The organism is Bradyrhizobium sp. I1.14.4 (assembly GCF_050435825.1).
Classification (GTDB): Bacteria; Pseudomonadota; Alphaproteobacteria; order Rhizobiales; family Xanthobacteraceae; genus Bradyrhizobium.
This window is the reverse complement of record NZ_JBNDLA010000007.1, coordinates 123,768-146,963: the sequence shown is the minus strand read 5'-3', so window position 1 is coordinate 146,963 and position 23,196 is coordinate 123,768. Positions and strand designations below refer to the sequence as shown.

Annotated in this window: 15 protein-coding genes; 13 read left to right on the top strand and 2 right to left on the bottom strand. The window is 61.6% G+C overall.

What is annotated here, in order from left to right; all coding sequences use genetic code 11:
• Positions 1–66: 66 nt before the first annotated feature.
• The 12 genes from ABIB78_RS16780 to ABIB78_RS16725 all read left to right on the top strand — a co-directional run bounded on the left by ABIB78_RS16780 (position 67) and on the right by ABIB78_RS16725 (position 19,656).
• Complete coding sequence (locus ABIB78_RS16780) at positions 67–2,253, top strand: bi-domain-containing oxidoreductase (protein WP_429026389.1); 2,187 nt, start codon at positions 67–69, stop codon at positions 2,251–2,253.
• Positions 2,250–4,241 carry an alginate lyase family protein gene (locus ABIB78_RS16775; protein ID WP_429026386.1) on the top strand — a complete coding sequence of 664 codons (1,992 nt, stop codon included), beginning with the start codon at positions 2,250–2,252 and terminating at the stop codon, positions 4,239–4,241. Before ABIB78_RS16780 ends, ABIB78_RS16775 begins: the two co-directional genes overlap by 4 nt.
• Positions 4,238–5,392: a glycosyltransferase gene (locus ABIB78_RS16770; protein ID WP_429026383.1), complete on the top strand. Its 1,155-nt coding sequence runs from the start codon at positions 4,238–4,240 to the stop codon at positions 5,390–5,392. The genes ABIB78_RS16775 and ABIB78_RS16770 overlap by 4 nt, the downstream gene beginning before the upstream one ends.
• A gap of 672 nt (positions 5,393–6,064) precedes the next feature.
• Entirely contained in the window at positions 6,065–7,336 is a 1,272-nt protein-coding gene (locus ABIB78_RS16765; protein ID WP_429026381.1) for a calcium-binding protein, read from the top strand.
• A gap of 195 nt (positions 7,337–7,531) precedes the next feature.
• Positions 7,532–9,424, top strand: a complete 1,893-nt coding sequence (locus tag ABIB78_RS16760; protein WP_429026379.1) for a calcium-binding protein — start codon at positions 7,532–7,534, stop codon at positions 9,422–9,424.
• A gap of 349 nt (positions 9,425–9,773) precedes the next feature.
• Complete coding sequence (locus ABIB78_RS16755; RefSeq protein WP_429026377.1) at positions 9,774–10,388, top strand: class I SAM-dependent methyltransferase; 615 nt, start codon at positions 9,774–9,776, stop codon at positions 10,386–10,388.
• A 193-nt stretch (positions 10,389–10,581) separates the two neighbouring features.
• Complete coding sequence (locus ABIB78_RS16750; protein WP_429026375.1) at positions 10,582–12,816, top strand: peptidase domain-containing ABC transporter; 2,235 nt, start codon at positions 10,582–10,584, stop codon at positions 12,814–12,816.
• Entirely contained in the window at positions 12,806–14,152 is a 1,347-nt protein-coding gene (locus ABIB78_RS16745) for an HlyD family type I secretion periplasmic adaptor subunit (protein WP_429026373.1), read from the top strand. Before ABIB78_RS16750 ends, ABIB78_RS16745 begins: the two co-directional genes overlap by 11 nt.
• The gene (locus ABIB78_RS16740) at positions 14,149–16,185 is read left to right on the top strand and encodes an SEL1-like repeat protein (RefSeq protein WP_429026371.1); all 2,037 of its coding nucleotides are present in this window, start codon (positions 14,149–14,151) and stop codon (positions 16,183–16,185) included. The genes ABIB78_RS16745 and ABIB78_RS16740 overlap by 4 nt, the downstream gene beginning before the upstream one ends.
• 206 nt (positions 16,186–16,391) lie before the next feature.
• Positions 16,392–16,523 carry a hypothetical protein gene (locus tag ABIB78_RS16735; protein ID WP_429026369.1) on the top strand — a complete coding sequence of 44 codons (132 nt, stop codon included), beginning with the start codon at positions 16,392–16,394 and terminating at the stop codon, positions 16,521–16,523.
• Positions 16,520–18,724, top strand: a complete 2,205-nt coding sequence (locus tag ABIB78_RS16730) for a glycosyltransferase WbsX family protein (protein ID WP_429026367.1) — start codon at positions 16,520–16,522, stop codon at positions 18,722–18,724. The genes ABIB78_RS16735 and ABIB78_RS16730 overlap by 4 nt, the downstream gene beginning before the upstream one ends.
• An 8-nt stretch (positions 18,725–18,732) precedes the next feature.
• A complete protein-coding gene (locus ABIB78_RS16725; RefSeq protein ID WP_429026365.1) occupies positions 18,733–19,656 on the top strand; it encodes a glycosyltransferase family 2 protein in 924 nt (307 codons plus the stop codon).
• A gap of 109 nt (positions 19,657–19,765) precedes the next feature.
• Here ABIB78_RS16725 and ABIB78_RS16720 read toward each other — a convergent pair whose 3' ends face one another.
• The gene (locus ABIB78_RS16720) at positions 19,766–20,962 is read right to left on the bottom strand and encodes a hypothetical protein (RefSeq protein ID WP_429026363.1); all 1,197 of its coding nucleotides are present in this window, start codon (positions 20,960–20,962) and stop codon (positions 19,766–19,768) included.
• A 225-nt stretch (positions 20,963–21,187) separates the two neighbouring features.
• Here ABIB78_RS16720 and ABIB78_RS16715 point away from each other — a divergent pair, with 225 nt between their 5' ends.
• Positions 21,188–22,432 carry a glycosyltransferase family 92 protein gene (locus ABIB78_RS16715; RefSeq protein WP_429026789.1) on the top strand — a complete coding sequence of 415 codons (1,245 nt, stop codon included), beginning with the start codon at positions 21,188–21,190 and terminating at the stop codon, positions 22,430–22,432.
• 136 nt (positions 22,433–22,568) lie between these two features.
• On the opposite strand, the gene ABIB78_RS16710 is transcribed toward ABIB78_RS16715, so the two are convergent.
• On the bottom strand, positions 22,569–23,135 hold the full coding sequence (locus tag ABIB78_RS16710; RefSeq protein ID WP_429026361.1) for a hypothetical protein: 567 nt from the start codon (positions 23,133–23,135) through the stop codon (positions 22,569–22,571).
• Positions 23,136–23,196: the final 61 nt, after the last annotated feature.

Below are 23,196 nucleotides of genomic sequence, written 5' to 3'. Positions count from 1 at the left end.
TTGGCTTCATTGCGAGCGGCGGGCGCGATACAAGGAGCGCTGTTAACTTGAGGCGATTGACCGACTGTGAAGCAGATCGCGCAGAATTATAAGAGCGGCGAGCTCACGCTGATCGACGTGCCGGCGCCGCGCTGCCGCCCCGGCGGGGTCTTGGTGCGCACGGCGTTCTCGGCGGTTTCGACCGGCACCGAGATGATGAAGTTCACCGAAGGCCGCCTGTCGCTGCTCGGCAAGGCGCGCGCGCGACCCGATCAGGTTGCCAAGGTGGTGCGTTCGGTCCGCCAGCAGGGATTGGTTGCGACCTATCAGAAAGTGATGAACCGCCTCGATTCCTACACGCCGCTCGGTTACTCGCTGTCGGGCACCGTCGTGGAAGTCGGCGAGGGCGTCGGCGGCCTCTCGATCGGACAGCGCGTCTGCTGCGGCGGCAATCAATATGCGACCCACGCCGAATACAATTGGGTGCCGGTGAACCTCTGCGTGCCGCTGCCGGACGGTGCCGCGCTCGACCAGGCCGCATTCACCACGATCGCCTCGATCGCGCTGCAGGCGATGCGCCAGTCGGAAATCCGTTTCGGTGAGACCGCCTGCGTGATCGGCCTCGGCCTGATCGGGCAGATCATGGTGCGCCTGCTGCGCAGCGCCGGTGTCGTGGTCGTCGGGCTTGACAGGCTGGAGGCGCGCTGTCGTCAGGCCGAGGCGGCGGGCGCCGCGATTTGTGCGGTTGCATCGGGTGACGCCGCGGCCGAGTTTCGCGCGCGGATCGACCAGCTGACGGCAGCAAACGGCGTCGATTGCGTGTTCATCACGGCGGGCAGCGACGATCCTGATCTCGCGGCGCGTTCGGCCGGGTTGCTGCGCGACCGCGGCCGCATCGTCGATATCGGCAAATGCACGCTAAACCTGCCGTGGAATGAATTCTACGACAAGGAACTCGACGTTCGGTTCTCGCGCTCCTACGGCCCCGGCCGATATGATCCGCTCTACGAGGAGGGCGGCATCGACTATCCGATCGGCCATGTGCGCTGGACCGAGAAGCGAAACATGGAGGCCATCGTTGCGCTGCTGGCCGACGGGCGGCTCGATTTTTCCTCGCTGATTTCCGAAGCGGTGCCGCTGGAGCAGGCGACGTCGGCGTTCGAGCGCATGAGCCGGGGTGAGGTCAGTCTCGGCATGGTGTTCGCCTATCCGGACGCCGCTCCGCGCGCGATGCAGATGATTTATCGTCCGGCCGTTGCCGTGCACAGCGGCCGGGTGCGGCTCGGCGTCATCGGTGCAGGCAATTATGCCTCCAGCATGCTGTTGCCGCAGCTTGCGAAAAACGAGCGCGTCGATCTTGTCGAGGTCGCCACGAATACCGGCCTGAGCGGCGCCACCGCAGTGCGCAAGTTCGGCTTCGCGCGCGCCTCGACGGATGCGGCCTCGGCGATCGAGGCCCACGATATCGACGCGGTGCTGATCGCGACGCGCCACGCCTCCCATGCCGATCTCGCGGCGCGGGCGCTGCGCGCCGGCAAGGCGGTGTTTGTCGAGAAGCCGCTAGCGATCGATCCAAACTCATTCGATCAATTGGTGCAGACCATCCGCGACACCGGCAACAACAGGTTGATGGTCGGCTTCAATCGCCGCTTCTCGCCGCTGCTGCGGGGCATGCGCGCGGCGTTCACGCCGGCAGGGCCGCAGACCCTGCAATATCGCGTCATCGCCGGCCCGCTGGAGAAATCATCCTGGTATCTGCAGACTGAGAGCGAAGGCAGCCGCTTCGTCGGCGAGGGTGGCCACTTCATCGACGTGTTGTCCTGGTGGCTCGGCGCCGAGCCGGTGCGTGTCTCCGCAAGTGCTACGGGCAAGGATGTCGACAATCTCGTCGCCACCTTCGACTTTGCCGATGGTTCGGTCGCAAGCCTCAGCTATCTCACCGGCGGCGATCCGCGTGTGCCGAAGGAAGCGCTCGAAATATCGGCAGGCACGGGCTTTGCCGCCTTTGATAATTTCTCGGGCTTTGAGCTCTGGTACGCCGGCCAGCGGATGGCGAAGAAAGCGCGGCTCGACAAGGGCCAGCGGCCGATGCTGGATGCGTTCACCGCGGCGGTCGCATCGGGGGCCGCGATGCCGATCGCACTCGAATCGCTGCTTGCGACAACCCGCGCAACGCTCGCGGTGCAGGAAAGCGCGGCGACCGGGATGCGGGTCAATCTGACGCCTGGCACGGCAGAGCAGGGCGTCGCGCGTGCCTCGACCGGCGTAAGATGAATCCGGCCTGGTATCTGCGCCGGCTGCAGCGCATGGAGCCCTCCGAGCTTGCGGGACGGGTGAACGACCAGCTGCTGCGCCTGCTCTGGCGCATCACTCCGCCCGATATCGCACGATACGCCGGCGCCAGGCTCGCTCCTGGCTCGCGGCAGCCGCGTCTGAAGCGGCTGCCTTTGTCTGCCGACGCTCCGCGGCAGGCCGCCGGGCGGCTGATCCATCGTGCCGACCAGATTCTCGCCGGCCGCTGGCGGATTTTTGCCAGAGATCATGGGGCCCTGGGCGAACGGCCCGACTGGTTTGTCGATGTCCGCAGCGGCAAGCGGGCGCCCGCTGACCTGTACGCGTTTGCGATTCCTTATCGCGACGAAGCCGCGGTCGGAAACATCAAATACATCTGGGAGCCGTCGCGTCACCACCATCTCACGGTGCTCGCGGCTGCGTACTACCTGACCTCTGACGAGCGTTACGCCAGGCGCGTGGCCGAGCATCTGGCGAGCTGGTGGCGCGAAAATCCATTCCCGCACGGCCCGCACTGGATCAGCGGGATCGAACTTGGCGTGCGGCTAATCTCCTGGACCTGGGCGCGCCAACTGCTCCAGAACTGGCCCGGCGCTCCTGCGCTGTTCGAGGACAATGAGCTGTTCCTGACGCAGCTCTACGCACATCAATACTGGCTGTCGCAGTTCCCGAGCCGTGGTTCGTCCGCCAACAACCACATCATCGCGGAGGCTGCCGGGCAGTTCGTGGCGGCCAGTGCGTTTCCGTTTTTCCGCGACAGTGCGCGATGGCGCGAGCAATCCGCCGGCACACTGGCACACGAAGCCGTTGCGCAAACGCTTGCCTGCGGCAGCAACAGCGAGCTCGCGACCGACTACCACGGCTTTGTCCTCGAACTCCTGCTCGCGGCGGCGGTGCAGGGCGAGGCGTCGGGACATCCGCTTGACGATGCGGTCTGGATCACGATGTGCCGCATGAGTGACGTCATTGCCGCGATGCTGGATGATCGCGCTCATCCGCCGCGTCAGGGCGATGGCGACGACGGCACGGGCCTGTTGCTCGACGATCACGACGGCAATCGTTGGCTCGGTTTGCTCGCCACCGGCGCGCGCCTGTTTGGCGATCTGCCATGGTGGCCCGGACTGCCGGAGCCCGATCTGCGTACATTTTTTCTGACCGACGGCATTACGGCGCGTCCGATTGCCGTGCGGCCGCAGCATCGTCCGCATCTGCTGGAGGAGGCGGGGCAGGCCTTTCTCGTCGATGCCGACAGAGCGGTGTGGTGCCGCTGCGACCACGGTCCGCATGGCTTCGGCCGCATCGCGGCGCATGCCCATGCGGATGCGCTGTCGCTCGAATGCAGGATCGGCGGGGTCGATATCCTCGCCGATCCCGGCACCTATTGCTACCACGGCGATCCGCGATGGCGCGCCTACTTCCGTTCCACACTGGCGCACAATACGCTCTGCCTGTTCGCGCGCGACCAGTCGGTGTCGGGCGGGCCGTTTCTCTGGATCCGGCATGCGCACAGCCGGCTGATCGCATCGAACGGTCTGGACGATCGTGATGCGGACGCGAGCTGGGTCGCGGAGCACGCGGGATATCAGGACGAAGCGGGTCTCGTGCATCGCCGCTCGGTGCGATTGCTGCGTCAGGCGGCGCGGCTCGTCGTCACCGATATTGTGATTGCTGATGAAGGGTTTGCGGTGCCGGCGAGCCTCAGCTGGCATCTCGGTCCCGAGGTCGAATGCAAGCTCGAAGGGCGCACCGCGCAGCTCGCGTGGCCTGGCGGACACGGCGAGCTCGATCTGCCGGCAGCGCTCAGCTGGATGTCGTATCGCGGCGACGAGATCATGCCGGCGGGCTGGTATTCGCCGTCCTTCGATCTCAAGGTGCCGGCAACGACGCTGATCGGCTCGGGGACGCTCGCCGCCGACCAAAGCCTGGTGACGGAGCTACGCTGGTCTTCAGGTCCGACGCGCCGGTCATGAAGATCCTGGTCGCCCACAACAGGTACCAGGGGCGCGGCGGCGAGGACGTCGTCTTCGAAGCGGAAGTCGACCTGTTGCGCAGCGCGGGACACAGCGTTGAAACGCTCACGGTGAGCAACGCGGCAATCAATTCGCTCGCCGCGCGGATTTCGGCCACGCTGTCGATCGCTGATAATGCGGAGGGAAGGCGGGTCGTGGCTGAGGCGATCGACCGCTTTCGCCCTGACGTCGTGCACGTCCACAACTTCTTCCCGCTGCTATCGCCCGCGGTGTTCGATCTGTGCCGGCAAAAGCGCGTGCCAGCGGTGGTGACGCTGCACAATTATCGCACGATCTGCACCGGCGGCATGCTGCTGCGCGACGGCCGCATCTGCCACAAGTGCCTGGACCACGGCCATCTCTGGGGCGTCGCGCACCGCTGCTACCGCGGGTCGCTTCCGGGCTCGATGGCCTCGGCCCACATGATCGCGCAGCACCAGCGCCGCGGCACCTGGACCCGTCCCGGGCTGCGCCTGATCGCGCTGACGCAGTTTGCCAAAACCCTGTTCACGCAGGCCGGCTTCAGCGCAGACCGGATCGACGTGAAGCCGAACTTCATGACCGATCCGGGTGCGCCCGATCCGGCGACGCCGCGCGCCGGGCTGCTTTACGTCGGACGGCTGAGCCGCGAGAAGGGCGTCGGCGTGCTGCTCGAGGCTGTTGCCGCGACCGGCGTGCCCTTGCGGATCGTGGGCGAAGGGCCGGAGCGCGTTGCGCTCGAGGCCCGGGCGCCCGGCAATGTCACGTTCCTTGGTACACTCTCGCGCGCTGAGGTGCTTCGGGAAATGGCGAATGCCCGGGCATTGGTCGTGCCGTCGCTATGGTACGAGGGATTTCCGATGGTCGTGGTCGAAGCCTTTGCGCGGGGAACGCCGGTGATCGCGTCCGAGATCGGCGGACTTGCCGAGGTGGTGACCGCCGGCAAGACCGGTGCATTGGTGCCGCCGGGCGATGCGGCCGCACTCCGGGGCCGGATCGCTGACCTTCTGGGTGCCGCGGACCTTGCGGTAGCGTGGGGACGGGCCGCACGGGCAGCCTATCTCGAGCTTTACGCGCCGGATGAGAACCTCCGGCTGCTCGAGGCGATTTACGGGCGCGCCGCTGTCGGATGATCGCCGCGGATGGCCACTTCGGCCCGTGATCGGGCTTGGTCTCACCGCTTCCGCGTCCTCGCCACCAACAAATCGCGACAAATCTGGTGTTAATTTGTTATATCGCTGCCTGGTCCGGCACCGCGCCAGGGCTGGCCGGGGCGGTTGAATTGCCCCGATTCTGCGATTGATCATCCGGTTTTCGCCGGCTGGAGCCGTCACCTATAGCCAGAACCCGCCATAACGCCGGCCTGACTGCCGGCCGGTTGTGAAGTTTGACGCTTTTTTGGAAAAGCTCTCGTGCGGCGCAGAAATATTTTTTTCAGATCAGAAAATCGCGTCGAAGCACGCGCAGCGGCTGCGAAATTCGGCGCTCCGGCGCGATCCCGGGACCCGATGAAACCCCGTATAATCACTACCCTTTTTTGCGCCGCGGCTAACATTTGTGATCGGTCAGCGCTGAATGTTAGGTGGCATCCGAAATGGTGCTAAGTCTCACATAAATCACACGGAACCGGACGTTAATAGCACATTGCTGATTGACACTTCGGCATCGCGGTCTTAACAATGGACTTAACAAGTTCGTAACGTGTGTCCACATTCGGGTTGCGTCGCAACAAACCAGTTGTGAATCAACAGCTTAGATGTGGGCGAGCGGCTTGAATCCTCGTATCCCAAGCAGGGGCTACATCGATGGCGACTTACAATCTCGACCAAACTGACCTCAAACACGCGATCAACGGAACGATCGATCACGCGACCCAGCAACAGATTCTTGACTATCTGATCAACGCTGGGGTCGGGTACACCAGCCCGGATAACGGCGCGACGATCCCGGTCCAGGAGGGGTCTGGAATCACCAATCCGGATCCGAACGCCAATGTTCTGATCGAGAACAACCCGATCAACACCGTGAACACTGACGCCAACTTGAAGGCGATCATTGAAAACACCAACAGCGACGTGACGCTGACGGTGAACGGCAGCACCCCGGTGCTGGTCGCTACCGGTCACGGCAACGATCAGGTGTTCATCAACAACACCGGTGATACGACGGTTCTCACCGGCTCCGGCAACGACACGATCTTCGGTGGTGCCGGTCACGACTCGATCGATGCGGGCTCCGGCAATGACGTGCTGATCGACAACGTCTCCGGTCACAGCACGCTGGATGGCGGCAAGGGCAATGATCTGCTGGTCGGCACCGGTGCCGACACCCTGAACGGTGGCTCGGGCAGCGACACGCTGTACGGCGGCAGCTCGTCCGAGCTGCATGGCGGTACCGGCAACGACGTGCTGGTGTCTGGCAGCACTGCGGGCAATTCCAGCACGCTGGATGGCGGCAAGGGCAACGATGCGCTGTACAGTGGTGCAGGCAACGATAGCCTGGTTGGCGGTGCCGGCAACGACTCGCTGTATGGCGGTACGGGTGCCGATACGCTGTATGGCGGCGCCGGCAACGACCTGCTGGTCGGCGGCACCGGCACTGTTGCCGAGTACGGCGGCAGCGGCAAGGACGTGCTCTACTCGGGCAGCGATGCGTCGCACGCGACCTCGCTCTATGGCGGTGACGGCAACGACTCGCTCTACGGCGGTGCCGGCAACGACACGCTGTACGGCGGCTCCGGAAGCGATACGCTGGTCGCCGGTTCGGGCAACCAGACGCTGATCGGCGGCGGCGGCAAGGATTCGTTCGTCGGCTCCGACACCGGTACAGCCTCGATGGTTGGCGGCTCTGGTCAGGACTACTTCTACCTGAACAATGCTACCAGCAGCGACACCATCGACGGCGGTGGCGGCAACAAGGACTCGCTGACCTTCCTGGATCACGCTTCGACCGATGTGACCGACATCAGCGCGGGGAAGGACGGTTCTCTGGACGTCAACTTCAGCAATGGCCAGGTGACCCAGATCAGCAACATCGAATACCTGATCTTCAACGATGGTCAGTCGACCAAGGTGTAAGATCCTAGGTCTGCACTAAGCGAAGGCGCCGCCTCAACTCTGGTTGAGGCGGCGCTTTTTTGCGATTGCAGGTGGTGCTCTGAAATGCTGTCTGATAATCTTGCAGTGTTGCAGCCTGCTCCAATTGTGAGTCATCGAGATAATTGAAGTATTTGCTTAGCGACTATGTAGCGCGTCGAAGCAGGGGCTCCATCGATGGTGACGCAAAACCTGAACCAGACGGAGCTCAAGGCCGCGATTAGCTCCACGATCGATCACGCAACCCGGCAACAGATTCTCGACTATCTGATCAGCGCGGGGATCGGTTACACCAGCCCGGATGATGGCGCGACCATCCCGGTGCAGGAAGGCGCCGGGATCAGCAACCCGGATCCGAACGCCAATGTTCTGATCGAAACCAACGCCAATAATACGATCAAGCTTGATGCCAAGCTGAAGGCGATCATCGAAGCCACCAAGAGCGACGTGACGCTGACCGTGAACGGCGCCGCCCCGGTGCTGGTCGCGACCAGCGACGGCAACGACGACATCACCATCAACAACAACCGCGGCACGACGGTTCTTGCCGGCGCTGGCAATGACACGGTGTACGGAGGTGGCGTGGGTCACAGCCAGATGTATGGCGGCGCCGGCAACGACTGGCTTTGGGGCAGCAACTGGTCGGACCTGCATGGCGGGAGCGGCGACGATACTTTGCTGTCCGGCAGTTCGCTGGACTCACTGGACCGGATCAACACGCTGGATGGCGGTAGCGGCAACGACGTGCTGTTCGGTGGCTGGGGCAATGATCGCCTGTATGGTGGCGCCGGTGACGACTGGTTGAGCGCGGGTTTCGGCAACGAGACTCTCGACGGCGGCACGGGCAATGACACGCTGGTCGCCGGCGTATACAGCGATCAGATCTACGGCGGCGCCGGCGACGACCTGCTCTACGCGAACTTGTTTGCGTGGTACGGCTCGTTCCTGTCGGGCGGCGACGGCAACGACACGCTGGAGGGTGGTGCCAGTGCCGAAGCCGACACGCTGGATGGCGGCGCCGGTGACGACCTGCTGCAGGGCGGCGTCAGCACTGTTGCGGAGTACGGTGGCAGCGGTAACGACGTTCTGAAGTCAGGCGCCGGTTATACGCTCGGCACGTTGCTCGATGGCGGTGAGGGCGACGACACGCTGGTTGCCGGTGCAGGGTATAATCCTGCCAATATCGGTTCCGACACGCTGGACGGCGGCGCCGGCAACGACCTGCTCATCGGCGCTGCCGGAACCGTTGCGGAGTATGGCGGCAGCGGCAACGATGCAATCTACTCGCACTCGGATGCGTTGCACGGCTCGATCCTCGACGGCGGTGCCGGCAACGACTCGCTGTATGGCGGTGCGGGTGCTGACAGTCTGGATGGCGGCGCCGGCAACGACCTGCTGGTCGGCAGCGCCGGCACCGTTGCGGAGTACTGTGGCAGCGGTAACGACATCCTCTACTCAGGCAGCGATGCGTCGCACGTGACCGCGCTCGATGGCGGCACCGGCAACGACGCGCTGTATGGCGGTGTTGGTGCCGACACGCTGTACGGCGGTGCCGGCAACGACCTGCTGGTCGGCGGCACGGGCACCGTCGCGGAGTACGGTGGCAGCGGCAACGACAACGACATCCTCTACTCGGGCAGCGATGCGTCGCACGCGACCGCACTCTATGGCGGTGACGGCAACGACTCGCTCTACGGCGGTGCCGGCAACGACACGCTTTATGGCGGCTCCGGCAGCGATACGCTGGTCGCCGGTTCGGGCAACCAGACGCTGATCGGCGGCGACGGCAAGGATTCGTTCGTCGGCTCCGGCACCGGTACGGCCTCGATGGTTGGCGGCTTTGGTCAGGATTACTTCTACCTGAGCAACGCCGCCAGCAGTGACAGCATCGACGGCGGCGCCGGCAGCAAGGACTCGCTGACCTTCCTCGATCACGCCTCGACCGACGTGACCGGCATCACCGCGGGCAAGGACGGTTCCCTGGACATCAACTTCAGCAATGGCCAGGTGACCCAGATCAGCAACATCGAATACCTGATCTTCAGCGATGGTCACTCGATCAAGCTGTAAGATCCCGGGTCCCCACCAAGCGAAGGCAGCGCCTCAGCCGGGGTTGAGGCGGCGTTTTTTCTTTGCATGCGACCATGCTGGTCGGAACCTTGTCGGCCGACCCGCGTCGGATGCACCGACCTCCATCACAAGTTCCGCGTTACGCATGTCCGCCAATGGATGTTAGAGGCTGGATCGTCACATTCGGACCACGTAGCTTTTGTAAAGGCGTGGTGCTGGCTTAACACAACGGAACTGCGGCCGATCGCTTTCGCCGGCCGTGGCACCGGTGATCAAGACGAACCATCGCTGAAGAATTCAGCCGCTTAATGCGCGAACCTGCGGAGCTCTCGAATTGGCCAAGAAGAAAATGCTGAATGCCGGCGCTGGATCGACGGTCACCAAGCGCATCGAGCCGCTTATGACATCGCACGAATGGGAAGAGATTCGGCTCGATGTCGACGGAGGCGTGAGTCCGGACGTCGTCGGATCGATCACCGATCTCTCGCGCTTGTTCCCGCTGGCCTCGTTCGACGCGATCTGGTGCTCTCATGTCATGGAGCATCTCTTTGCCCATGAGGTTCACCCCACATTCGTTCAGTTCCGCGAGGTCCTCAAGCCGGACGGCTTTGCGCTGATCATGTCCCCCGACCTCGAGGCGGTCGCTCAGCACATGTTGATCCATGGTCTCGGTGCCGTCGCCTATGTCTCGCCGGCCGGCCCGATCCGGCCGCTGGATATGATCTACGGGCATTCCGGCGCAATCGAGCAGGGGCGCCACCACATGGCGCACAAGACCGGCTTTTCCGCCGAGCGGATGGGGAACCTGCTGCTCAGTGCCGGTTTTCCGACTGTCTCCGTCCGCAGCGGGAATTTTGAGGTCTGCGCACTGGCGCTGATGCCGGGGGCCAGGGAGGAGCGGATCCGGCCACAACTGGAGGCGTGCGGCTTCGACTTCCGCGAGACGGTGACCGCCGACTCGTGACTGTCGATGTTAAACAATGTTATAAAGTTCCGTGTTAAATCGTCCGCGGCCGTGTTCGAAACTGGCTTTTCAGCTTGTCGTCGCACATATCTTTTTGGGCGGTGCGCTGAAAATGCTGCGTTAGCGAACTAACAGTGATAAGTTATATCTCGCCAGAGACCGGATCTTGCGCAGTCGAAACTTCGAGGCATCCATGACCAAACACCTCTCGCTTGTCGGCGCACCTTCGGTGGAGGCGCTGCCACCCTCGGGTCTCGCTTGTCTCGTCATCGTGGCCAGGCAGCATGGTCTGCATCTGACCCCGTCCCAGCTCATCCACGACAATCTCCTGGGTGACCAGGAAGTCACGCTGCCCGAGCTTTTGAAGTGCGCGAATTCCTCGGGCATGACGGCAAAGGCCGTCACGCTGGACTGGAAGGGGCTGAGCCATCTCAAGCGGGCGCTGCCGGCAATCGTTCGCCTGCGCGATGGCAGCCATATGGTGTTGCTGCGCCTCGAGGGAGACGAAAACAGCTCGCGGGTGGTCTTGCAGGATCCGAACGCGAGTGAGGATGCGCTCCTCATCATCGATCAGCCGCGCTTTGAGGACATCTGGTCGGGCGACGTCGTGATGGCCAAGCGCGACTACGAGATTTCCGACGAGACCCAGCCGTTCAGTTTCGGCTTTGTCACCGCGTTGCTGTTCCGCGAACGGCGCATCCTGCGCGACGTCGCGATCGCGGCGCTGATCCTGGGCTTCATGGGCCTGGCGCCGATCATGTTCTGGCGGCTGCTCTCGGACAAGGTCATTTTCTACAAGGCCTACAACACGTTCTACGTGCTGTGTATTGCCATGTTCGTGGTCATCATGTTCGAGGCGGCGTTCACGTTCCTGCGGCAGTACCTGGTTCAGCGTTTGACGGCACGTCTTGACGTCAAATTGTCGACCTATGTGTTCGAGAAGATGCTCAATCTGCCGATCGATTACTTCGAACAGAACCCTGTCGGCCTGATTTCCCGGGATATCCGCGAGGTGTTTCGAATTCGCGGCTTTCTGACCGGGCAGTTGTTCGGGACCATTCTCGATTCGACGACGCTGTTCTTCTTCCTGCCCGTCATGTTCTTCTTCAGTCCGATCATGACGCTGATGGTTCTTGCCTTTGCCGGGGTGATCGTAACCTGGCTGGTCCTGATGCTGCCGACCTACCGGAAGAAGTCCTCGGCAACTCTGGCGGCCGAAGGCGCCCAGGGCGCATTTCTGATCCAGAGCCTGAACGGCATGCGGACGATCAAATCGCTGGCGCTCGACACGCGGCAGCGGCACATGTGGGATGTGCTTGTGGCGCGCGTCGCCAAGGCTCGCCTTGCGGAAGGCTTGACCGGAACCGCCATCCAGACGGTGGTGCGTCCGTTGGAGCGGCTGGCGGTGAGCGCTCCCTATGCGTTCGGCGTCTACCTGGCGGTGTCGAGCGGCGATCCGGTCTATGTTGGGGCGCTGTTTGCCTTTCTGATGCTGTCGCAACGTGTTGCCGGCCCACTGATGCAGATGGCCCAACTCATCAACCAGTATGACGAGGCGCGCACGGCGGTCACGATCGTCGGCAGACTGGTCAATCAGCCGCCCGAGGAGGGACGTTCCGGCCATGGCGTGAGGGTGCCGCTGAAGGGACTGGTCGAATTCTCCGGCGTCACGTTCAAGTACAAGGGCGCGGTATCGCCGGCGCTGAACAATATCTCCTTCGAGATTCCGCTCGGCACGACGCTGGGCGTGATGGGCAAGAGCGGCTCGGGCAAGACCACGATCACGCGGCTGTTGCAGCGCCTGCACTCCGATTACGGCGGGTTGATCAAGGTCGACGGTATCGATGTTCGCGAATACGATGTGGACCATCTCCGGCGCAATGTCGGCGTCGTGCTGCAGGAGAACTTCCTGTTCAGCGGCACGATCCGCGAGAATATATCCGCCGCAAAGCCCGATGCGACCTTCGACGACATCGTCCGGGCGGCGCGATTGGCAGGGGCCGAGGAGTTCATCGACAAGCTGCCGCGCGGCTACGAGACCTATATCTACGAGGGATCCACCAACCTCTCCGGCGGGCAGCGTCAGCGCCTCGCAATCGCGCGGGCTCTGATCGTCAATCCGCCGATCCTGATCCTGGACGAAGCGACCAGTGCGCTCGATGCGGAGAGCGAGACGATCGTGAACGCGAACATCTCGCGGATCGCACAAGGTCGGACCCTGATCATCATCTCGCACCGCCTGTCGTCGCTGACCAAGGCCGATGCGATCCTCGTGCTCAATCGCGGCGTGGTCAACGATATCGGCCGTCACGAGGAGCTTCTGGAACGAAACGACATCTATAGCTCGCTTTGGTACCAGCAAAATACGCATCTTGCGCCGACGGGCCGCAACGAAAAGAACTTCAGGAGTCCGACCCTTGTCTCCTAATCAAGCTTCGCTCGCGACCGTTCGCCAGTTCCAGTCCGAAACCGACGCCATCCGCGAAGCCGCTGAGCCGTTGCTGGCTCGTGCGACGCTGTTCGTGCTGTCGGCATTCATGGTCTCCATCGTGGCAATCATGTGCCTCACGCGCGTCGACCGCGTCATCACGAGCGTGGGTGGCAGGATCGTTCCCGTCGATCAGATCAACGTGCTGCAGGCCCTGGACGCGTCGATCATCAAGACGATCGATGTTCGGGAAGGTGAGCAGGTCGAGACGGGGCAGCTGCTCGCGACCCTTGACTCGACCTTCACCGCGGCCGATGTCACGCAGTACAAGCTGCAGATTGCCAGTCTTGACGCGCAGGTTGCCCGCGACGAGGCCGAATTGTCCGGAAAGCCGCTGTCGTTCGGCCAATCCAAGGATCCGGATGTCACCAGGTACAACGCCCTGCAAAAGGCGCTCTACGACCAGCGCGTTGCCCAGTACAACGCGCAGGTGAATAGCTACGACTCCAAGATCAGCCAGACCGAGGCGACGATCCAGAAGTCGAAGAAGGACGACGAGCGTTACAGTCAGCGCGCCGAGATCGCCGGCAAGATCGAGGACATGCGCTCGACGCTTGCCGAAAGCGGCAGCGGGTCCAAGCTGAACCTGTATCTGTCCCAGGACAATCGTCTGGAATTGTTGCGTCAGATCGACAACACGCACAACACCTTGCTGGAAGCCCAACACCAGCTGGAATCGTTGAAAGCCGATCGCAATGCCTTCACCGAGCAATGGAATGCGCAGCTGAGCCAGGACCTGGTCACGACGCGCAACAGCCTGGATACCGCCCGTTCGAACTATGACAAGGCGATCAAGCATCAGGACCTCGTGCGGTGGACGGCTGCCGAGCCGTCGGTCGTTCTTACCCTCGCCAAGCTCTCGGTCGGATCGGTGCTGAAGCCGGGCGATCCCTTCATCACGCTGATGCCGCTCAAGACCCGGCTCGAGGCCGAGATCCAGATCCTGTCGCGCGACGTCGGCTTCGTTCGGCCGAACGACCCTTGCACGATGAAGGTCGACGCCTTCAACGCGGCCGAGCACGGCACGGCGCAGGGCAAGATTCGCTGGATCAGCGAAGGCGCCTTCACGACCGATGATGACGGAAAGCCGGTCGACGCCTACTACAAGGCGCGATGCTCTGTCGACGAAACCAACTTCAAGGATGTTCCGAAGAACTTTCGCCTCATCCCCGGCATGACGCTGCAGGGCGATGTCAATGTCGGCACCCGATCGGTGGCGATGTATCTGCTCGGCGGCATGCTGCGCAGTGCAAAAGAAGCGATGCGCGAGCCATGACGGTGTCGGCGCGATCCCTTCTCGACTTGCTCCGACCCGGCTCGTCCCGTTCAGACTCATCGCAGTTTGAACGGGGACTGGAGGCGTACGAGAACCGGCAATATCTCGAGGCGTTGCGCCTCTGGAGAAATGCGTCGCAAGCGGGCAACCCGGAGGCGGATTACCGGATCGGGCTGCTCTATGCGAGGAACGAGGGCGTTATCGGCAACATTCCGGACGCGGTCGCGTGGTATGACCGCGCCGCCCTGAAGGGACATACCGATGCGCAATTCCAGCTCGGCCTGATCTACCTCAACGGAGTCCAGGCCACGGTCGGACCGAACAGGCCCGAGATGTGGCGACAATCCACTGCGGCGCGCCTGGGCGAGAAGGCGATCAACCTCCACGATCTGGTCTTCCCGAACGGAATCGGCGTGCCCAAGGATATCGACGCCGCCTTCCTCTGGATTTCGGTGGCGGCGGAAGCCGGCAAGGCGGAGGCGCAAGCGATCCTCGGCGACATGTACGCCAACGGAATGGGGTGCACGAAGGATCATGCTGCCGCCCTGCGCTGGTACGAAGCTGCGGCCGAGCAGAACGCGGCATCCGGGGAATTCGCGCTCGGCGATGTGCATTATCAGGGGCGCGGCGTTCCCGTTGATTTCGCGCAGGCCGCGATCTGGTATCACAAGGCCGCGCAGCAAGGCCATGTACGCGCGCAGGTTGCGCTTGCTTTCATGTGCCTCAAGGGCACCGGGCTTCCCGAAAATGTCGAGGAGGCGGCGCGGCTGTTCCAGAGTGCTGCTGCGCATGACGATACGATCGCGCTCTACAACATTGCGCTGTTGCGGCTGAGCGGCAAAGGTGTGGCCAAGGATCTCGACAAGGCCGAGACCGCGTTGCGCAAGGCGGCCCGGAAGGATTACTTGCCGGCGATCCAGGCGCTGGCTGAGTTTTATGCGCTCGGCACCGCAGCCGAGCCGGATCTGCGCGAGGCGGCGTATTGGTATGAGAAGGCGGCCGAGCGCGGCGATGTGCAGGCGCAGTTCTTTACCGGGCGTTTCTATGCAACCGGCACCGGCGTTCCGCCCAGCATCCGCCAGGCTGCGAAATGGTTCGAACGCGCAGCCGAGAGCGGGCATGCCACGGCGGCCCATAACATTGCGGTGTTCTATCTCAACGGCAACGGCGTGACGCGCGATGTCGCGACCGCGATCAAGTGGTTCGAGCGCGCGTCCGAGGGAGGCATCAGCGCCGCGGGCGTGCAACTTGGCCGGCTCTACTCGGCGGGCAACGGCGTGCCGCGCGATCAGGTGCGCGCGGCGGAATGGCTCAGCAAGGCAGCGAAGGGCGGCGACGCCGAAGCGAAGACAGCCTATGCCGTGTTTCTCATCCAGCATGAGCCGTCCGAAGAGCGTCTTGCGCAAGCACGCACGCTTCTGACCGACGCCGCCGAGGTGGGCCATCCCGCTGCGGCGTTCCAATTGGGCGGGCTCCACATGGGAAGGTCCGGCGGGGCCGTCGATCTTCCGGCCGCGGCGCAATGGTTCAAGCGTGCGGCAAGTGCCGGCCATGTCGAGGCCCAGCACACCTTGGCGCTGCTGTATTCCGATCCCAAGAGCGGCCTCAAGGATGCGCAGGCCGCCGCCGGTTGGATCGTCAAGGCGGCCGATGGCGGCAACGCCGCCGCGCAGTTCAAGCTTGCCGTCATGTATTGCACCGGGCAGGGCGTCGAGCAGGACCTTGCCCAGGGCGTGACGTGGTACGAGGCCGCAGCGCGCCAGGGCCACACGACGGCGCAATACAACCTTGCCGTGATGCTGGGGCGGGGACAGGGCCGCGAGGCCGATCCAGCAAAAGCGGCCGAGTGGTTCGAGGCAGCTGCGAAGCAGGGCATGGTCGAAGCCCAACTCGCCATTGGCGATGCACTGCGCGCCGGTAACGGTGTCGCGCAGGATCGCGATCAGGCGCTGAGCTGGTATCGACAAGCGGCGCAGCAGAACAACGAAGGCGCGCGACGTCGTCTGCAGGCAATGGGCGAGAGCGTCGGCTGAGATTGTTGGAGGCGGGCATCTCGTCGCGCGCAGGCAAGGGCGGAGATGGTGAACGGCTTTGTTTTTGAGCGCGAAGGCACGGAAGCGGGCACGTCCGCGTGACAATCTAGGCAGAACTAACAATGGCTTTCATATCGACGACAGAGAGATTGCGCTAATGTTGTGTTCGCGGAATGAATGCTCATTGTACCTCTGGTTGTGTGAAGATGATCGATAAGCAGCAAGAGGTCACGATCTGGGGCGTGTCAGGCAACGTGATCTCGGGATCGAACTTCCGCATGACCGGGAAAGAAACTGGAGCCAATGCTAAACGTTGGCAGGAGATTGATTGGCAATGAACAAGATGGTCGAACGGAGCGTCAGGGATACGAAGGATATGTTGCCCGTTGCCAGTCCGGTTCAGCAGGAAGACCATCCGCAGAGCCTGTTCTTGGATCCGGACGTAAGCGATCTCCAGTCCGGACCGCGGCTGCGTGGCGCGATACTCGAATATTCGGGGCGAGGGATCTCCGGTTGGATCGTCGATGCCCAGTCGCCTGCTTCAACCGTTTCGATAGCGCTCTTTGTCGCTTCCCATTGTGTCGAAGAGGGACGAACAGGCCGCTCGATGCCGGTCCGCGTAGGTCCGCGGAGCGTGATCGGACGTCCCGGATTTCGTATCGATCTGTCCGCGCCAGGGGTGCGCCGTCGCCTGGCGCGCGCCCTGAGAAACGCGCTTGTGGACCCCACACATGCGCAGATCTATCTCCGCATCAGCCTGAACGATGGCGAATACTACGAGATACCCCTGTTCGAGAATTTTACGCCGAGCGAAGTGGTCGTTGCGCTGGGCTTTTCGACTGAAGACTACGACGACCTGTTGTTTCCCAACAACGACAGGATAGTTGGTGGACTGGCGGACGCTTCCCCCAAGGAGGTGCGCTACATTTGCTTCTACCTGCCGCAATTCCATTCATTCGAAGAAAATGACAGGTGGTGGGGACCGGGGTTCTCCGAATGGACGAACGTCGCGCGGATGCGCGCCCAGTTTCCGGCACATGAATCCCCATGGTTGCCGGCCGATCTTGGATTCTATGACGTCCGACTGCCGGAAACGCGTCGTCAGCAGGGCGAGCTCGCCCGCAAGTACGGCATCGATGGATTCTGCTACTACGTGTATTGGTTCCAGGGTCGAAGGCTGCTGGAAAAGCCGCTTCAGCTGCTGCTTGAGGACGGTGAGCCGAACCTGCCTTTCTGCATTTGCTGGGCGAACGAGAACTGGTCTCGCCGGTGGGACGGCTCGGATGCCGAACTTCTGCTGGGACAAAATCACTCGCTCGATGACGATGTTCGCTTTATCGACGACATGGCCGACCTGCTGCTCGATGAGCGCTACATAACCGTCGATGGTCGAAAGGTCATCGTCATCTACAGGCCGTCATTGCTGCCGGACAAGCAGCGCTTGTTCGAGATTTGGCGCGAGAGAGCCCGAGAACTCGGAATCGGCGAGCTTCTCATTTGCAATGCGATGACCTTCGGCGAGTTCGATCCGCGCGACGTCAATTGTGATGCGGCAATCGAGTTTCCGCCGCACACGGTCTCGACGAGGGAGGTGCCGCCGACCGAAGTCGATGCGCCGCCGACCTTCGCCGGAAAGGTGTACGACTATGTCGACGCCATGCGGTCGTCCATCGGCAAGACCTACGATTTTCCGTTTTTTCCTGCCGTGATGCCGCGGTGGGATAACACGCCTCGCAAGGGGCCGCGCGGTCACGTCTTTACCAGGTCCAGTCCGGAGGCGTTCGAGGTTTGGCTTCGCGATGCGACCCTGCGGGCCAAAGGCAACAGTTTTTCCGAGTCATTGGTGTTTATCAATTCCTGGAACGAGTGGGCGGAGGGTGCTCATCTCGAGCCGGATTCGCGCTATGGACGCGCGTTTCTCGAGGTCGTGCGAAGGGTCGCTTCGGCCGAGCCTATTTCGGCCCAGATCCGAAATAGTCCGGATCTGCTGGACTGCCTCAGCCGGCAGGAGCTTGAGTGGGCGGTGAAAGAAGCCTCGACGCATGTCGAAGTGCTCGCAAGCCTGCACCGGTCGGGCCTCACTCACTCGGGGGTGCAGCGCCTCAGAAGCGGCACTCCGGTTGAGGCGGAAGGTGCGTCCGACAATCCGGCAGGTTCGTTGCTGGTCATCGAAAACATCAATTCTCAAACGGGCGAGCGGGTGATCGTTGATCCGCGCTTTGAGGTATTGGTGCGTGGATGGATCTGCGCAGGCAATATTTTCGAGGCAAGCAGACAAAGAACGGGATTCCTGATGCTGTCGGCGCTTGCTCCGGAGAGCGCGGCCAAGGGCGGGTACTGCCTGATCGTTGATTGGCACGAGCGCGTGGACGTGAAGGAATATATGAAGGCCGAGAGCAAGGACTGCTATTTCGGTTTTCAGCTGTCCTTCTCGATTCGGGATTTGCCGGATGGCGAGTATCAACTCGCCGTCCTGGAGGTCGGCGACGGAGCCAGTGCACTGGTGAGGTCCCGCCACTCGATCATCGTGAGACGTTGAGGTCGCCGATGCTCGCAAGTGTCGTCATCGCCTGCTACAAGCACGAGCAGTATCTCGAGGAATGCCTCGAGACTGTCTATCAACAGACTTTTGCCGACATCGAGCTCGTCATTGTGGACGACCATTCGCCGGACAAGAGTTTTGAAGTCGCGCAGAGGGTTATCAAGAAGAGGTCGTTTGGAAAGCGCTTCGTCTCCTGCAAGCTGCTCAAGAACCCTCAAAATCTTGGCGCCCACTACACCTGGAACAGGGCATTGTCGCTGACAAAGGGCGACATGATCTTTCTTTTGAACTCGGACGATGCCTTCTCGAAGGATCGCGTTCGACTGTTCGCGGACAAGCACGCCGATGAACGGTTGTTCTTCGGTTTCTCCGCCGTTGAGCCGATCGACGAACATGGCAAGTCGATCAACAACTACCAGTTTCCGACGCGCCTGCGCTATGCAATCGATCGGGCTCAGATTGCAGGGGCGCCGCTGTCATGGACATTCCTGGATTCCCAGATTGCGGCATCAACCGGCAACTTCGTCTTCAGCCGTGAATTGCTGCGGCAGGTGGGTTGGCTTGCCGATCTCAAATACTGCCATGACTGGGACTTCGCCTTGCGCGCTGTAACCAAGGTCGAGCCGACCTATCTCGAGGCCGACCGCTATCTGTATCGACTTCATTCAACCAACAGCTTCCGAAGTCTGAGCAAGGTGGCAGAGAGCGAGACGAAGGCATGCATGGTGTCGTATTGCCTGAACGCAATCACGTCGAGGCCGCAGAACAAGACTTGCCTCAGTCCGTCCAATTTCGGCGATTCATTCTATGACTTCGTGAAGCTTCACCCGAACTTCAATTATTGGGTCAAGCAGATCTACGCGCCCTACCATCTGGAACATCGGACGGTGGAATCGAACGATCGGACCAGGCCGATTCGTTGGCGCTGATCGAGGAGCGTAAGTCGGCCGCTCCGTTCCGTCAGTATCGGAACGGAGCCTTGATTGAGGTTCGGCGCGTCGTCTTCACTCAAACCGGACACACTTTGCTCGAAAGGATCTAGCAAAGGTTTTTCGACGCCGCCCGTGCCGTCGCTTTGAGAACTTCGCGCAGTGCTTCCAGCCGGTCAGTTTGGCAGGGCAGGGTTGGGACCAGCCACCCACCCTCGTCATTCTCATTCCATGCATAGATCAGCACCGCGGGGGCCCGGCGATCAGGCGCACGGCTGTTCACCCAGCTGATCGATTGCGCCAGATGGCCAGCCAATTCCTTCTTCGTCGGAGCTGTATAGAAATTGTTGATCCCATCGCCGGGACGCTGCTTGGTCTCCCAGGGCACGGGACGTTCGATGCGCGGGCGCCGGTCCCATCCTGTCATCACCGTGGGCACAACCGGGACTTGGCTGGCGGCAAGATCATTCCAGCCCTTTTCGGCATACTTCGCGAGGTCTGCAAAACTTCCTCGGCCGTTGCCGGTTGTGATCGCATATGACCCGACCGCGTCGGCGCCCAGATTGGCGGCCTCCTGGCTCAGGAATTTCGCGTCTCCTGCCAGCACGATGTAGGGATCCGCGAGCCCAGCTCCGTTCGCGTCGGATTTGAACTTGCTCAGCTGGGTGCGCAGACCTTGCACGCCTCCCCAGCTTCGCTGCACATCCGCTCCCTTGATGAAGCCCAGGAAGTAAAGCGGCCGATCGTTCTCCACCCTCAGATAGTTCTTGTCCGCCATCAGGCCGATGTGCTCCTGGGGGAGTGAGGACAGCTTGGCTGCCGATCCCCATCGACCGAGCTCGGTAAACATGCAGTATCTCAGTTCGGCTGCCTTCGGACGGGCTCGGAACGTGTAGAGGGCTTTGGACATCGGGTGGTTTGCCCCGTAGGCGGCAAATGCCCAATAGTCCAATCCTGCAAAGATGGCCTGGTCAATTTCCTTGTCCATCTCGACCTGGATCGAGGCCGAGAAATCAAGCGCGTTGGGATCGCGATTGATTGGCGTGCCGAAGAAGGGAGCCCGCCAACGATATTTCTGAGGACCGAGCGACTGCTTGACGGCTTCCGTCGGCTGCGAGCCGGGCGAATACCACGCGTCCCATCGAATTGCTCCGACGAGAGGTCTGGAAGGCGCCGCGGCCGCAGCCGGGTGGGCGGAACCCAGGAAGCTGAGCGAGCCGGGCAGGAGGCTTGCCGATAACGATGTCAAAAACATCCTTCTTGTAAGCGCGAACGGCTTACGGACTGCTTCGTTCCCATGGTCCATTGGCGATCTCCGGTCGTTCCCGTCCTGTGCGACGGTTTTGTGCAAATGACACCGAGCCCTCTACTCTATTGTATTGATTTTCCTCGAAATAACCTTACAACAGTTAAATGTGAGCACCGCGTGTTATAGCCTTATTCTTGTAGGATAAGTGCGCTAATAGGGAATTCGTGGTGCGAACCAATGGTAATAGCTTGTTGATCTCGTGGGGAGCGGCTCAGGTTGGACATGGAAATTCCTGCATTGTCTAGTTTCAGCTCAGGCGTGAATCTCGATGCGCTTCCAGCAAGTGAGATCGAGACAAGGCTTAGAGAATTCTTTTCCGGGCGGATCGCAAATCCGAAGCCCGACGAGCTCATCCAATCGGTCGAGCAGTTGGAGCAGCAATTCGGTGACTACAAGGAATTCCAGTTTGCAAAGGCGGCAGCGCTTGTGCAGGCCTGTGATTTCGCCGGAGCGCGTGCAATCCTTCTCGACCTTGTCAAGCAGATGCCATCCGACTCGCGGGTATTGCATCGCCTTGCAATCGCGGATCTCAACATGGGGTCTGCCCATGAAGCGCAGGACGTCTATCTTTCCGCGCTCGTTGCGGCCCCGAAGAGCGAAAATCTGCGGCGGGAGTTTGCCGGCCTCCTGCGCGTGATGGAGGCGAAGAAACTCTATGTCGGGGTCGATCGGAAGAAGCACGGCCTGGCTGTCGTGTGCGCCGTCAAGAATGAGGGCGACGATCTCTTGGAATGGCTGCACTTTCACAGGCTGGTAGGAGTGGACCACTTCTACCTCTACGACAACGGCAGCACCGATAACACGCGTGCCGTCATTGAGTCGTTCCCGTGGCCCGAAATGATCACCTATCATTTCGTGGCGGGCGAATTCGGCCAGATGCGTGCCTTCTCGCATGCGATAGACAGCTATCGCAATTGTTCGGAATGGTGTGCCTTTATCGATGCCGATGAGTATCTGTTTCCGACGCAAGCCGGCAACATCAAGGACGTCCTGGCAGAGGTCGGCCCGGCGCCGGCGGTTGCGGTACACTGGCTGAACTTCGGGTCGAACGGTCACGACGCTCGGCCGGCCGGCTTGTGCATCGAGTCCTTTACGCGTCGCGCGCCGGACGACTTCCCGGATCATTTCATCATGAAGTCAATCGTGCGACCTGACACCATCGTGTCCTACCTGCATCCTCATCAGTCCCTTGTTCTGGGTTGCTACGTCCAGGAAGACGGCACCCCTGTTTTCCCGATCGGCGGGCGCTGTACTGCTCCCAAGCGGAACAAGCTCGTGATCAATCACTATTACACGAAGTCACGCGAGCAATTGCTGAAGAAGCGTGAGCGCGGCAGGCCGTTGGCCGACGGAGATCCTGAAAAGATCCGTGCGATGGAGTTCTTCACGTTGCGGGATCGCAACGATGTGGAAGACGCAACGATTCAACGGTTTCTTCCGGAGTTGAAGAAGCTGGTCCAGAGCTGAATCCAAGACACTGAATCCAGGACCGCTGAATCTGAATCTCGGAACAGCGATGCCCTCGCTGGGGGAGGGCGCGCCAGGCGGCGCAGCCGGTCAACGGCGTATTGTACTTGACACGATTTTAGATCGCAGCGCTCAGCTACAAAGGCTCCAGACGGTATTTCTCAAGCAGCTGCTCTGCCGCGGCGCGATTGATCTCTGCCGGCCTTTGGAAGATGGACATGTTGTTGGCACGCGCGATTTCCCGGGCGACCGTCCGCACGGAATGGTAGTGGGGACGGTTCGAGAAGTCGTGAATTGCGATGAAGGCTCCCGGCGCGGCGTGAAGCACGCACTGCACGAAGCAAGCCACGCGAAATCGGCCGTCGATGAAGTACAAGTCGGCCGTCTTGCTCTCCGGACGCTCCCAGATGCGTTCGTGATAGTCGGGCCAGGAACTCTCCCTGTCCTTGTCCACCGGATAGCCCCACTCGCGCAGCTTGCCGATATCGACGTGCAGCAGCAGCGGCTTGGTGCTCGCACCGCTTGTGGCTTCGCCAACCTTGGAGAGCCATTCCGAGGAGGAATCAATGGAAATGACCCACTCCTTCTTTGTTTGACAGGCCAGCCAGGTGCTTCCTCCTGAGCCAAATTCCAGATAGCGCGTCGAGAGATCCACGAAGCTTTTGAACAACGTCTGTTCCTGACCGTCCATTGCGATATTCATGGCGGAATCCTGTGGTTTCTCGAATTGATGTCTGGCGGGTGGCTGCCAATCCACCGTCGGA

Bases quoted from the DNA above. Each gene is read 5' to 3' on its own strand.
- ABIB78_RS16765 (WP_429026381.1), top strand. From the start codon at position 6,065: ATGGCGACTTACAATCTCGACCAAACTGACCTCAAACACGCGATCAAC.
- ABIB78_RS16775 (WP_429026386.1), top strand. From the start codon at position 2,250: ATGAATCCGGCCTGGTATCTGCGCCGGCTGCAGCGCATGGAGCCCTCC.
- ABIB78_RS16720 (WP_429026363.1), bottom strand. From the start codon at position 20,962: ATGGACCATGGGAACGAAGCAGTCCGTAAGCCGTTCGCGCTTACAAGA.
- ABIB78_RS16735 (WP_429026369.1), top strand. From the start codon at position 16,392: ATGATCGATAAGCAGCAAGAGGTCACGATCTGGGGCGTGTCAGGCAAC.
- ABIB78_RS16760 (WP_429026379.1), top strand. From the start codon at position 7,532: ATGGTGACGCAAAACCTGAACCAGACGGAGCTCAAGGCCGCGATTAGC.
- ABIB78_RS16755 (WP_429026377.1), top strand. From the start codon at position 9,774: ATGCTGAATGCCGGCGCTGGATCGACGGTCACCAAGCGCATCGAGCCG.
- ABIB78_RS16730 (WP_429026367.1), top strand. From the start codon at position 16,520: ATGAACAAGATGGTCGAACGGAGCGTCAGGGATACGAAGGATATGTTG.
- ABIB78_RS16770 (WP_429026383.1), top strand. From the start codon at position 4,238: ATGAAGATCCTGGTCGCCCACAACAGGTACCAGGGGCGCGGCGGCGAG.
- ABIB78_RS16710 (WP_429026361.1), bottom strand. From the start codon at position 23,135: ATGAATATCGCAATGGACGGTCAGGAACAGACGTTGTTCAAAAGCTTC.
- ABIB78_RS16740 (WP_429026371.1), top strand. From the start codon at position 14,149: ATGACGGTGTCGGCGCGATCCCTTCTCGACTTGCTCCGACCCGGCTCG.
- ABIB78_RS16715 (WP_429026789.1), top strand. From the start codon at position 21,188: ATGGAAATTCCTGCATTGTCTAGTTTCAGCTCAGGCGTGAATCTCGAT.
- ABIB78_RS16725 (WP_429026365.1), top strand. From the start codon at position 18,733: ATGCTCGCAAGTGTCGTCATCGCCTGCTACAAGCACGAGCAGTATCTC.
- ABIB78_RS16750 (WP_429026375.1), top strand. From the start codon at position 10,582: ATGACCAAACACCTCTCGCTTGTCGGCGCACCTTCGGTGGAGGCGCTG.